12 protein-coding genes are annotated in these 12,315 nt (G+C 68.7%); 7 read left to right on the top strand and 5 right to left on the bottom strand.

What is annotated here, in order from left to right; genetic code table 11:
• Positions 1-59: 59 nt before the first annotated feature.
• From ABD210_RS03545 to ABD210_RS03535, 3 genes are all read left to right on the top strand, one after another.
• On the top strand, positions 60-1,451 hold the full coding sequence (locus tag ABD210_RS03545) for a M28 family peptidase (protein ID WP_344108618.1): 1,392 nt from the start codon (positions 60-62) through the stop codon (positions 1,449-1,451).
• A gap of 63 nt (positions 1,452-1,514) precedes the next feature.
• Complete coding sequence (locus ABD210_RS03540) at positions 1,515-1,814, top strand: hypothetical protein (RefSeq protein WP_344108616.1); 300 nt, start codon at positions 1,515-1,517, stop codon at positions 1,812-1,814.
• Positions 1,815-1,845: 31 nt separating this feature from the next.
• A complete protein-coding gene (locus tag ABD210_RS03535) occupies positions 1,846-2,610 on the top strand; it encodes an alpha/beta fold hydrolase (protein WP_344108613.1) in 765 nt (254 codons plus the stop codon).
• Positions 2,611-2,674: 64 nt separating this feature from the next.
• Here the strand turns inward: ABD210_RS03535 and ABD210_RS03530 are convergent, their stop codons facing one another.
• The 5 genes from ABD210_RS03530 to mce all read right to left on the bottom strand — a co-directional run bounded on the left by ABD210_RS03530 (position 2,675) and on the right by mce (position 8,699).
• On the bottom strand, positions 2,675-3,991 hold the full coding sequence (locus ABD210_RS03530) for an AI-2E family transporter (RefSeq protein ID WP_344108610.1): 1,317 nt from the start codon (positions 3,989-3,991) through the stop codon (positions 2,675-2,677).
• The gene (locus ABD210_RS03525; RefSeq protein ID WP_344108608.1) at positions 3,988-5,637 is read right to left on the bottom strand and encodes a coiled-coil domain-containing protein; all 1,650 of its coding nucleotides are present in this window, start codon (positions 5,635-5,637) and stop codon (positions 3,988-3,990) included. Before ABD210_RS03525 ends, ABD210_RS03530 begins: the two co-directional genes overlap by 4 nt.
• Positions 5,638-5,748: 111 nt before the next feature.
• Positions 5,749-7,080, bottom strand: a complete 1,332-nt coding sequence (gene ccrA, locus ABD210_RS03520; protein WP_344108606.1) for a crotonyl-CoA carboxylase/reductase — start codon at positions 7,078-7,080, stop codon at positions 5,749-5,751.
• Positions 7,081-7,234: 154 nt separating this feature from the next.
• A complete protein-coding gene (locus tag ABD210_RS03515; protein WP_344108604.1) occupies positions 7,235-8,173 on the bottom strand; it encodes an anti-sigma factor RsbA family regulatory protein in 939 nt (312 codons plus the stop codon).
• Positions 8,174-8,252: 79 nt separating this feature from the next.
• Positions 8,253-8,699 carry a methylmalonyl-CoA epimerase gene (gene mce / locus ABD210_RS03510; RefSeq protein WP_425552617.1) on the bottom strand — a complete coding sequence of 149 codons (447 nt, stop codon included), beginning with the start codon at positions 8,697-8,699 and terminating at the stop codon, positions 8,253-8,255.
• A 134-nt stretch (positions 8,700-8,833) separates the two neighbouring features.
• Between mce and ABD210_RS03505 the strand changes: the two genes are divergently transcribed.
• The 4 genes from ABD210_RS03505 to ABD210_RS03490 all read left to right on the top strand — a co-directional run bounded on the left by ABD210_RS03505 (position 8,834) and on the right by ABD210_RS03490 (position 12,309).
• On the top strand, positions 8,834-10,048 hold the full coding sequence (locus ABD210_RS03505) for an acetyl-CoA C-acetyltransferase (protein ID WP_344108602.1): 1,215 nt from the start codon (positions 8,834-8,836) through the stop codon (positions 10,046-10,048).
• Positions 10,049-10,056: 8 nt separating this feature from the next.
• Entirely contained in the window at positions 10,057-11,013 is a 957-nt protein-coding gene (meaB, locus tag ABD210_RS03500; RefSeq protein ID WP_344108600.1) for a methylmalonyl Co-A mutase-associated GTPase MeaB, read from the top strand.
• Between the two features lie 294 nt (positions 11,014-11,307).
• Positions 11,308-11,466 carry a hypothetical protein gene (locus ABD210_RS03495; RefSeq protein WP_344108598.1) on the top strand — a complete coding sequence of 53 codons (159 nt, stop codon included), beginning with the start codon at positions 11,308-11,310 and terminating at the stop codon, positions 11,464-11,466.
• Positions 11,467-11,583: 117 nt separating this feature from the next.
• Positions 11,584-12,309 carry a PH domain-containing protein gene (locus ABD210_RS03490; protein ID WP_344108596.1) on the top strand — a complete coding sequence of 242 codons (726 nt, stop codon included), beginning with the start codon at positions 11,584-11,586 and terminating at the stop codon, positions 12,307-12,309.
• Positions 12,310-12,315: the final 6 nt, after the last annotated feature.

The raw sequence follows: 12,315 nt of genomic DNA, 5'->3' as shown, positions 1-12,315 counted from the left end.
CGGACGGTGTCGGCTACGGTCGGCTGTCTCGGGCCGCCGATTGCCAAGGAGACCCTTGCATGACAGACAGATCCGGATTGAGTCGTCGCGGCCTGCTCGGAGCCGTCGCCGGTGTCACTGCCGCGACCGCCCTCCCTGCCGTGCCCGCCTGGGCCGCTGACGACCAACGCCCTGGCGCGGTGCGGAGCCCGTCCCTGGACAAGTACGACCGGCAGCTGGTCACGGGACTCTCGTCGGAGCGAGCCCTGCGCCATCTACAGGTCCTGTCCGAGCAGATCGGTCCACGGATCGGCGGAACCGCCGGCGAGAAGCAGGCCGCGGACTACCTGGCCGATCAGCTCGACCGGTTCGGCTACCGGACCCGGTTGGAGCCGTTCCCGGTCGCGGACAAGTTCCTCGCCCAGATCGGTGACGTCCGCAATGTGCTTCCCGACGACGTTTGCTGGCAGGCCGGAGCCGCTCCTGGCGGCAAGCTCGGCGTAACGGTGCAGGGGCCGGCTCGCGACGTCGGCCCGGCTACCGCCCCGGTCTGGCCTGCTGATGTTGCCGGTTCGGTTGTGCTCGCCGATGACACCGCGGCGGCTCGGCCCGCGTTTGTCGCGGAGGCCGCCGCCCGCGGGGCTGTTGCCGTAGTACTGCTTCCTGCTGACGGGGTGTTCCCGCGCCGGGCGTCGGCATTCGCGCCGAGCGGGCTGACGGATGCGCCGATCCCGGTGGTGGGCGTCGCCCAGGTGCAGAAGCGGTTGCTGCGTGAAGCGCTGGCCGTCGTCACCTCACTGCCGTTGTCGATCAGTACTGCGGCGCACCGCGGGCTGGTGTCGAACAACGTGATCGGCGAGCGGAAGGGACGCGGCGGCAACTCGCCCATCGTGATGGTCAGCGGTCACTACGACACGGTGATCGGCGCGCCCGGGGCGAACGACGACGGCTCGGGCACGGTCCTGACGCTCGAGCTGGCCCGGGTGCTGAGCAAGCTGCCGACCGAGGCGACGCTCCGGTTCGCCTTGTGGGGTTCGGAGGAGCAGGGCCTGATCGGCTCGCGGTATCACGTGGCGCAGTTGCCGCAGGACCAGCGCGACCGCTATCGGGCTGTGTTCCAGAACGACATGGTGGCGACCAGTTGGGACCCGGCCGTCGTGTACTGGCTGCTGTCCTTCGACGGACTCGCCAACACCGCGACGAACGCAGTACGGGCAGCGGGGCAGCGGCTCGGGTACGACGCACAGTTGGTGGGGCCCGTGCAGCGTGGAGCATCCGACCACCAGTCGTTCCAGGAGGTCGGTATCGCCGCGGCCAACTTCTCCTGGCGCGGCGAGTCGTCACCGGCGCTGCTGGAGCCGCCCTACCACTCGCCAGAGGACACCATCGCCAAGAACGTCAGCCTGGAACGCCTCCAGGTCTCGATGGAACTGATCGGCACCGCCGCGTACTCCGTGGCCCGCACCGCCTGAGGTGTCCAGCGGAGGGCCTGGTGAACAGACGATCACCAGGCCCCCGATAGGCTCGGTGGCGCTATGTCGCCCCGGAAGAGAAGACCCTCGAAGCACACGCGACCGGTCAGCGACCGGCCGCTGATGGGCGGTCACCAGGTCCGGGAATCCCGTGTGGACGGCGAGTGGATGGTTCGCCGGGTGAGTGGATCGGCGGCCGGGAAGTCCTATCGTTGCCCCGGCTGCGACCAGCAGATCCTGCCGGCCACGCCGCACGTGGTCGTGTGGCCGGAGAACCCCAGTCTGCTGGCGGCCATCGGTGGCGGTCAGTCGCTGGACGAGCGGCGCCACTGGCACTCCGCCTGCTGGCAGCGCCGGCGCTGATCAGTCGTCTGATTGTTCGAGGAAGGTGTCGATGAAGCTCCCGGTCACGGCGTACGGCGAGATTGGTTCACCGGTTGTGGTGATGCACGGACTGTTCGGTTCCGGCCGGAACTGGATGACGGCCGCTCGCCGACTCGCCTCCGAGCACCGGGTCTTCGCGCTGGATCTGCGGAACCACGGCACCTCACCGCACGTGGACACGATGACCTATCCGGAGATGGCCGAGGACGTCTACGAGACGATCACCAGCCTCGGGGTTGGGCCGGTCGGGTTGGTCGGGCACTCGATGGGCGGCAAGACGGCGATGCTGACAGCGCTTCGGCATCCCGATGTGGTGGATCGCCTGGTCGTGGTCGACGCCGCCCCGGTGACCTATCCGCCGGCGTTCGTCGCGTACGCCCAGGCGATGCGCAATGCCGACCTGTCCTCCGTGCAGCGTCGCGCCGACGTTGATGTCCAGTTGGCCGATGCCGTGCCCAGCGCGGGGACCCGCGCCTTCCTGCTGCAGAACCTGATCCTCGACGACGAAGGCGCGCGCTGGCGGCCGAACCTGCCGGTGATCGAGGCGGCCCTGCCCGCGCTCTCCGGCTGGCCCGAGGACGAGTCCGGGACCTATGAAGGCCCAACGCTGTTCGTTTTCGGCGGCAAGTCCGACTACGTGCAGCAGGATCACCGGCCGACCATCGAGCGCTATTTCCCGCATGTGCGGTACGCCGAGATCCCCGAGGCGGGCCACTGGGTCCACGCCGAACGCCTGGACGACTTCCTGGCCGCCGTCACGCCTTTCCTCGCCTGAGTCCTTGCTCTAGGTAGGAGGCCTGCGCCTTCGCGGATCCGAGCGGCCCCGAGATCACCGGACTCTAGGAGGCGTCGGCCTTGCGGACCCAGACTTCGCGGATGATCAGCAGGATGGCCGCGGCCGTCGGGATCGCCAGCAGGGCACCGACCACACCGAGCAGCGCGCCTCCCAGCAGAGCGGCGATCACCGTCACCGCACCCGGGATGTCGACGGCGCGGCGCATGATGCGCGGAGCGATCACGTAATTCTCGATCTGCTGATAGATCACGCCGTACGCGAGACAGGCCACGCCCGTCCAGAGCCCGTCGGTGAAGCCGATCAGCGCGACCAGCACGACTCCGATCAGCCCACCGACCATCGGGATGAACGCGGTGAACATGACCACGATCGCCAGCGCCAATGCGTACTGCCCGAGGCCGACGATCTCCAGGAACACGAACATGGAGAACCCGGCACATGCCGCTACGAGGAACTGGCCGCTGACGTACCCGCCGACGCGGCTGAGGACCTCGTCGCCCAGGATCGAGACCCGCGTCCGCCGGCTGGCCGGCACCAGGCTGTACGCCGCGCGCTTGACCGACGGCAGCGAGGCCAGGAAGTACAGGGTCAGGATCAGGATGGTGAACGCCGAGAAGAGCGCGTTCGCGACCACCTTGCCGACGCCGAGGATGCCGCCGAAGGCCTTCTGTGCCAGCGCCGGGTCCTGGATGTAGTTCTGCGCCTTCTGGATGAAGTCGTAGCGCTTGTTCAGCTGGTCGACCGTCTTCGACTTGTTCAGCAGGTTGAGCCAGTCGGGCGCGTTGGTGATCAGATTGTTGATCTGCTCGGTCACCACCGGAACGATCGCGAAGCCGACTCCCAGCACGGCCAGGATCATCAGCAGGAACACGACGGCGACGGCCAGTCCGCGCTTCAGTCCGCGACGCATGAACCACTCGACCAGCGGGTTCAGGCCGACCGCGATGAACATCGACACGATCAGCAGGATCAGCACGGATCGGGCCTGGCCCAGCGCATTCCACAGCCCCCACGCGACCAGCACGCCGAGCGCGGCGAAGAACCCGAAGACGAACGGGTGCGACCGGCGCAGCGGCGGACCGACCGGACCCATGCCGACCGACGGGTGCCGCTCCTCGATCAGCAGCTCGCCGACCAGGTCGTCCGACTCGCCGACCTCGACGCGGGCCCGGTCGGCGGAGGCATCGGCCGACTCGGCCGAATCCTCCGCATGCTCGGCGGAGGTCTCGGCGCTCTCCGCGGACTGCTCGGCGTCGTCCGCCGCGGCGCCAGCCTCAGCCGCGGCGGCCTTCGCCTCCCGGGTCGCCTGCTCGATCTCGGCGACCTTCCCTCTGGAGTTGTCGTCGCCAGAAGGCGTCACATCTTGTCCTTGGAGGCGCGCGTGGTCACCTCGGCGTCGTCCGCCTTGTCCGAGGCGGCCAGCTGCACCGTGTCGTCTGTCGCCTTGGCCGTGCCGGTGTCGTCGGCCCTGTCCTCGGCCCTGTCGTCGGCCCTGTGCTCGGCCTTGTCCTGGTCTGTCCGGTCCGACTTGTCCGTGTCCGCCGTCAGGTCCTCGAGCCGGAACTCGTCGATCCGGGTCTCGTCGCGCGGCTCCTCGGTGCGCGCCCCGTCGAGACGTGCCACGTCGACCTTGAGGTTGGTGTCGATGCGGGTCTCGTCGACCCGCGCCTCACCGGCCCCGGCGCCGACGAACGGGCTGTCCCCGCCGTACCGGCGTCCGGTCCGCGCGGATGCCGTCGTCTCAGCCGGAGCGCTCGGGCTCGGGCTGCGGTAGGAGCTTCCGGTCGAGTACGAGGAGTTGTCCGTGACCGGCGCGGGCGCGTTGAACGGGCTCTCGCCGGCGGACCTGGCGAACGGGCTCTCGTTCCCCAGTGCGCTGTTGCCCACTGCGCTGTTCCCACCGGCGCCGCGGTTGCCGCCGGGCGCTCCGAACGGGCTGTACGTCGGCGCGGCGGTCTCCACGTCGAGCTCGGCCGCCTGGCGCGCGATGTTGCTGGCGATGTCGTTCAGCCCGGCGATCTGCGCGAGGATCCCGTCCCGGCGCTTGGCCAGTCGTTCGGTCTCACGGGCGATCAGCGTGCGCGAGCGCTCGGCCTCGTCGGCCGCGTTGGCCAGTTCCGAGTCGGACCGGGTGCGCGCGGTGGTGAGCAGTTGCTCGGCCTCGCGACGGGCCCGGGTCAGCGTGCGCTCGGCAGACTCCTCCGCCTCCGCACGGATCTTGCGTGCCTGCTCGGTGGCCTCCGCGACCCGGCGCTCGGATGCCTCAGCGGCCTCGCGCATCTGGGTGGTCAGGTTCTCGGTGTCGGCCGCGATCTGCTGGTGCTTGTCGGCGAGCTCCTTGGCCTGCTGCTCGCGCTCGTCGGCGAGTCGCGCCCGCAGTGCCGCGGACTCGCGCTGGATCGCCGTGCGGATCTTCTCGGCCTCGTGCAGGGCGCCGTTCTTCAGCGTGCTGGACTGCGACTCGGCCGTCAGCTGCAGCTGCTCGGCCTTGCGCCGCGCGGCCGCGAGCACCTCGGCGGCCTCGGTCTCCGCGGTACGACGGATCTCGGCCGCGTCGCCTTCGGCCGTACGGCGCAGGCTGTCCGCCTCGTTCAGCGCGACTGTCCGGATGTCCTGCGCCTCGCGCTCGCCGGTCGCCCGGGTGGACGCGGCTTCCTTGGTGGCGGCGGCGCGTTGCTCATCGGCCTCGCGCTTGGCCTCCTCGAGCGCCTCGGAGGCCTGGTCCTGTGCCAGCCGGAGGATCTGCGCGGCGCGGTCGCCGAGCCCCGCGTACGAGGGGTTGGCGCTGGCCTCGAGCTGGCGCTTGGCCTCCTCGAGCTGGTTCTGCAGCGGTGCGGCGTTGTGTTGCAGCTCGTCCGCCCGGTTGCGCGCTTCGGCAAGCTGCGCTTCCAGTGCGCGGACGTAGTCGTCCACCGCTTGTTTGTCGTATCCGCGACGGCCGACGGGGAATCCCCCGGCAGCAGTCGCCGTACGGTCGAAGAACGGCAGGCTCGACTCGTCAGGCATCCCGAAAGTTCCCTTCTGGCGGCTCGGCTGAATCCCCCAGCGTAGAGCCTGTCAGAACCCGGGCTTACACGCCTAACCGGGGCGGTTGCCGGAGGCACGCTCCCTGACGGGTCAGCGATCGCGGAAGCGGTTGATCTGCTCGAGGTGCTGGGCGCGGAGCGACTCGTTGCGGACGCCCAGGCCCTCGGTCGGGGCGAGGGTGAGGACGGCGACCTTGCCCTGGTGGAGGTTGCGGTGGACGTCGTAGGCGGCCTGGGCGGTGTCCTCGAGCGGGTAGACCTTGCTGACGGTCGGGTGCACCATGCCCTTGGCGATCAGGCGGTTCGCCTCCCAGGCCTCACGGTAGTTTGCGAAGTGGGAGCCGATGATCCGCTTCAGGTTCATCCACAGGTAGCGGTTGTCGTACTCGTGCATGTAGCCCGACGTCGACGCGCAGGTGACGATCGTGCCGCCGCGACGGGCGACGAAGACGGAGGCTCCGAAGGTCTCGCGGCCCGGGTGCTCGAACACGATGTCCGGGTCGTCCCCACCGGTCAGCTCGCGGATCCGGGCCCCGAGCCGTTTCCACTCGCGCTGGTCCTGGGTGTGCTCGTCGGACCAGAACTTGTAGCCCTCGGCCGACCGGTCGATGATCAGCTCGGCGCCCATCGCCCGGCAGATCTCCGCCTTCTCCGGCGACGAGACCACGCAGACCGGGATCGCGCCGCCGTTCAGCGCGAACTGTGTCGCGTAGGAACCGAGACCACCCGACGCCCCCCAGACCAGGACGACGTCGCCTTGCTTCATGTTCGCGCCGTTCGACGACACGAGTTGCCGGTACGCCGTGGAGTTCACCAGTCCGGGGCTAGCGGCTTCTTCCCAGGTGAGGTGCTCCGGCTTCGGCATCAGCTGGTTCGACTTCACCAGCGCGATCTCGGCGAGCCCGCCGAAGTTCGTCTCGAATCCCCAGATCCGTTGTTCGGAGTCGAGCATCGTGTCGTTGTGCCCGTCGGGCGATTCCAGCTCGACGGACAGGCAGTGCGCGACCACCTCGTCACCGGGCTTCCAGGCGTTCACCCCCGGCCCGGTCCGCAGTACGACGCCGGCCAGGTCCGAGCCGACCACGTGGTACGGCAGGTCGTGGCGGGCGGTCAGCGGCGACAGCTTCCCGTACCGCTTGAGGAAGCTGAAGGTGGAGACCGGTTCGAAGATCGAGGTCCAGACCGTGTTGTAGTTGATCGCGCTCGCCATCACCGCGACCAGCGCCTCACCCGGACCGAGCTCAGGCGTCGGCACGTCCTCCAGGTGCAGGCTCTTGCGCGGGTCCTTCTCGCGGTTGTCCAGGCCCTCGAACATCGTGGCCTCGTCGGCGTGCACGGTGATCCCGCGGTAGTGGTCGGGTACTTCGAGCCCGCCGAGGGCGGCATTGTCGCCGGCGAGGATGGCTTCGAGGATCTGCTTCACGTCGTACCTCCGAGGGATGGGCGCGTCAGCGGAATCTACCGATGAGTATGCCCCCGTCGCAGCGGTCTGTGACCTAGTTCGCAGCCGTTGAGACGACCGTCACTTTTTGAGTCCACTGAGTCGAGTGGTCTTATCGCCACGGGTGCCTTCGATGTCAACGCAGCCGGGTGTGCAACCGGACCTGGGTGCCGGTCTGGCCGGAGCGGAGCTGGACCAGGTCGCAGAGCTGGTTGGCGAGCCAGACGCCGCGGCCGCCGAGCCCCTCCACCGGGGGCAGCACCCGCCCGACCAGGAGGTCGTCGATCAGCCCGTGGTCGGCCACGTCGCAGATCAGGTTGCCGCCGGTGATCCACAGCGACAACGTGCCGCGCCCGCCGCCGAACCTGATGCTGTTCGTGCAGATCTCGTGCAGGGCAAGGGCCAGATCGTTCACGCGGTCGGGGGACATCCCGTGCGACCGGGCCTTTGCGTTCACCCACAGCCGCAGGTGCGTCAGGTCCCTCAGCTCGAACTCGGTCCGCTCCGCGTTCGCCGGTACGCCGGGCAACGGCGTACGGAACATCCGCTCGGAGACAGCGGGCGAGTAGTCGTCGGCGGCGGCATCGACCATCGTCGGGTGGTTCTCGGCCGGATCGAGTCCGGCCGAGACGACGGATGCGTCGTAAGGGCAGCGCAGCCGGAAGGGGCCGGAGTGTTCGAAGGCGAGGTTGAGCAGGGCTTCGTGGAGCTTGGCTTCCTCGAGTTCTACAGGTGTCCGCCCGACGTACGCCGGTTCCCCGATGCCGGTGATCGCGCGGCCCGGGTGCTGGACCAGCACCCGCTGCCAGAGCGGGATGATCCGGGCCGGGTTGCTCCCGGCGTGGGTCATGTCGAGGAAGTCCACTTGGTCCGCGCAGCTGCCGAGCTCGTCGCGCAACCAGTCGATCCCGCTCGGCGGCACGGCCACCAGCACGTAGTCGCCCGCGTTCAGAGCGTCGCGGACCAACGGTGCCGTGTGGTGGACGAACTCCTTGCCATCGATGTAGACGAAGGCATCGTGGTCGAAGCCGGTGGGCACACCGTGGCCGGGTTCGGTCGCGCTGTCGGTCAGCACCTCAACAGACTAGTCCCGTACCGGTCAGTCGGATCGTCGGCGACACCAGGCACTACGAAGCGTCGGAGTGCGGTGACAGTCAGGCGGGCTCGACCAGCTCGACGAGTACCCCGCCGGCCGATCTGGGGTGGATGAAGTTGACGCGGGAGTCGGAGGTTCCGCGCCTCGGCTCGTCGTACAGGAGTTCGACGCCGCGCTCGCGCAGGGTCGCGCAGACCGCGTCGAGGTCGCGCACCCGGTAGGCGAGCTGCTGGATGCCAGGGCCACGCTGCTTCAGGAACTTGGCGATGGGCGACTCGTCGGACAGCGGAGCGAGCAGTTGGATCGACGAACCGGAGTCGCCGACCGACAGCATCGCCTCGCGAACGCCCTGCTCGGCGTTGATCTCCTCGTGCGCGACGGTCATGCCGAAGACGTCCGCGTAGTACCGCACGGCCTCGTCGAAATCGGCCACGGCGATGCCGACGTGGTCGATCGCCTCGAACAGGGTCTTGACGGCGGTGTCCATGCGGTCCATGCGGTCCATGCGCCCAGATTGGACCAGCCCGCGGTCCGAAGCCAACGAAAGTGGTGGATCCGACACTGACCAGCCGCCTTCGGGGTCGGTGTGTGACCCGATCGACAGGCGCGTACCAGTGCCCCCGCAGGTATCGTGGCGGCATGTCTGACGCCACTCGTAGCTCGCAGAACCAAACCGTCATAGTCGCCGGTGCGCGGACCCCGATCGGGCGGCTGCTGGGTGGCCTCAAGGGCTTCACCGGCGCCGAGCTCGGCGGGTTCGCGATCAAGGGCGCGCTGGACAAGGCCGGGGTGACACCGGACCAGGTCGAGTACGTGATCATGGGCCAGGTGCTGCAGGCCGGCGCGGGCCAGATCGCCGCCCGGCAGGCCGCCGCCAAGGGCGGCATCCCGATGACCGTGCCCGCGATCACCATCAACAAGGTCTGCCTGTCCGGCCTGAACGCGATCGCGCTCGCCGACCAGCTGATCCGCGCCGGCGAGTACGACGTGGTCGTGGCCGGCGGGATGGAGTCGATGACGAACGCGCCGCACCTGCTGCCGAAGTCGCGCGAGGGATTCAAGTACGGCGACACGACGCTGGTCGACTCGATGGCGTTCGACGGACTGTGGGACGCGTTCACGGACCAGGCGATGGGCGCCCTCACCGACCAGGCGAACAACGAGGGCCTGAAGCTGAGCCGCGAGGAGCAGGATCAGTTCAGCGCGCGGTCGCACCAGCTGGCCGCGGAGAGCTGGAAGAACGGCGTCTTCACCGACGAGGTGATGCCGGTCGAGGTGCCGCAGCGCAAGGGCGACCCGATCGTCATCGACGCCGACGAAGGCGTCCGCGGTGACACCTCCGTGGAGACGCTGGCCAAGCTGCGGCCCGCCTTCGGCAAGGACGGCACGATCACGGCCGGTTCGGCCTCGCAGATCTCCGACGGCGGTTGCGCTGTCGTCGTGATGAGCAAGGCCAAGGCCGAGGAGCTGGGCCTAACCTGGCTCGCCGAGATCGGCGCGCACGGCTCGGTGGCCGGGCCGGACTCGTCGCTGCAGAGCCAGCCGGCGAACGCGATCGCCAAGGCCTGCTCGAAGGAGGGCATCGAGCCCGGCGCGCTGGACCTGATCGAGATCAACGAGGCGTTCGCGGCGGTCGGGATCGCCAGCTCGCGCGAGTTGAACATCGACCTGGACAAGGTCAACGTGAACGGCGGCGCGATCGCACTCGGCCACCCGATCGGGATGTCGGGCGCCCGGCTCGTGCTGCACCTGGCGTTGGAACTGCAGCGTCGCGGTGGCGGGACGGGTGCGGCCGCGCTGTGTGGCGGCGGCGGTCAGGGTGACGCGCTGATCGTCCGCGTTCCGCGAAGCTGAGAGAGCCGATGCCACGACGGACTGCCCCGGTCGCCGACCTCGTCGAACGTGCCCGGGACGGGGATGCCCGGGCCGTCGCCCGGCTGATCTCGCTGGTCGAGGACGAGTCGCCACTGCTGCGTGAGGTGATGGCCGCGCTCGCGCCACACGCGGGTCGGGCGCACATCGTCGGGATCACCGGCTCCCCGGGCGTCGGGAAGTCCACCTCGACCTCGGCGCTCGTCTCGGCCTACCGGGCGACCGGGAAGCGGGTCGGAGTGCTGGCAGTCGACCCGTCGTCGCCGTTCTCCGGCGGGGCCTTGCTGGGCGACCGGGTGCGGATGCAGGACCACGCGACGGATGCCGGGGTGTTCATCCGCTCGATGGCGTCGCGTGGTCATCTGGGTGGTCTTGCCTGGTCGACACCACAGGCCTTGCGAGTGCTCGACGCGGCCGGTTTCGACGTGGTGCTGGTCGAGACCGTCGGGGTCGGACAATCGGAGGTCGAGGTCGCCGGGATGGCCGACACGACGCTGGTTCTGCTGGCGCCGGGGATGGGTGACGGGATCCAGGCGGCGAAGGCCGGCATCCTCGAGGTCGGCGACATTTACGTTGTGAACAAGGCCGATCGGGACGGCGTGCAGAACGTGACGCGCGATCTGCGCGCGATGCTCGCACTGGCCGAGCGGCCTCCAGACGCCTGGTCGCCGCCCATTCTGAAAACTGTTGCCTCGCGCAACGAAGGGGTCGACGAGGTGGTCACCGCGATCGAGGACCGGCTGACCTGGATGCGCGGCAACGGAGTGCTGGTGGAGCGCCGCCGCAGCCGGGCCCGGGACGAGATCGAGGCGATCGCGATGACCGCGCTGCGGGCCCGGTTCTCGCACCTGCACGGGGACGCGCGGCTCGACGTACTGGCCGCCAAGGTTGCAGACGGTGACACCGACCCGTACGCCGCTGCCGACGACCTGATCGCCGCTTTGTAGTGAGCGCGGCCGGGTGGCAGGTGGTCCGACTTCGACGCTGAGACGGGTGGTGGCGATGTGTCGCAGGCGGGGCTGCAGTCCGAAAACGGGCAAGTAGCAAAGGATTTCCGGCGCCTGGGGCGATGTTCGCCTCCTGGCGGCGCGCCGGTCGCTGCCATGCCCCCTGATCCGTTACAGAATGGATCTTGTAGCTGGTGAGCATTGTGCGGTGGGCTGTGTTCAGTCAGTGACAATTGGTGACTATCCGTGATACAACACAGTCGACCGAGTTGGTTGCGAACGAGGAGTGGTGACATGCCGAAGAAGCTGCTGATCTGGCTGGTCATCGCCTTTGCGGCGTTCTATCTGTTCACCCAGCCCGAAAACGCCGCGAATGCTGTGGGAGGTGCGTTCTCGGCCGTGGGTCGTGCATTCGGGAGCGTGATCACCTTCCTGTCCGCGCTGTTCAAGTGATCCTTCGCCCAAGTGTCCCGTCGCGAACCCTCGTGCGGGACACTTGGCTGTGAAGGACCTCCGACAGCGGGTTGATGGCCGGATGGCCGACAGCGGGGTGGACAAGGGAGTGAGCGGATGGCCGGGATAGGCCTCTTCAGGATCTTCGATCCGAAGGTCAGGCGCCATCTGATCTCGGACGAGGGCGAGGTCGTCATCGACGAGGTGCGGCACCACTGGGTGGTGTTCTCGGTGCCGATGCTCGAGGTGGCGCTCGCGACTGCCCTGCTGGTCGCGATGCTCTGGCTGCCGCTGAAGGGCGCCGGCGTGCTCCTGGTCATCGTGCTGGTCCTGCTCTCGCACGCGTTCTGGCAGTTCCTCACCCAGCACCGGGACCGGTTCGTGGTCACCAACATGCGAGTCATGCGGATCCGCGGCGTCTTCTCCCAGACCGTCGCGACCACCCCGATCGCCCGGATCCTCGACATCACGCTGGTGAAACCGATCACCGGCCGGATCTTCGGCTACGGCCACTTCATCTTCGAGTCCGCCGCGCAGGACCAGGGCTTCCGCGAGATCAAGTTCGTCAGCCGTCCCGACGACCGCGACCTGACCATCCAGCGCGTCATCCAGCGCACCGGTCTCCGCGCCTCGGCCAGTGTCGACGTCGTGCAGGGAGACGACGACACCGACGACGACGGCACCGGCCCGATCGGCATGGACTCCGCGGCCGAGATCACCACAACCACCAGGACCACCGCACCGGCGGCGCACCACACCGCCACCCGGGTCCCCGGTGGCGGTAGCAAGTCGATCTTCAACAGCGAACGCGGCAATTGGACGGACGACCCCGACCACGACTGACCTCCC

The organism is Kribbella alba, from assembly GCF_039529635.1.
GTDB classification, from domain to species: Bacteria; Actinomycetota; Actinomycetes; order Propionibacteriales; family Kribbellaceae; genus Kribbella; species Kribbella alba.
The sequence above is the reverse complement of the archived record's forward strand: the minus strand, read 5'-3'. Positions and strand labels throughout refer to the sequence as shown.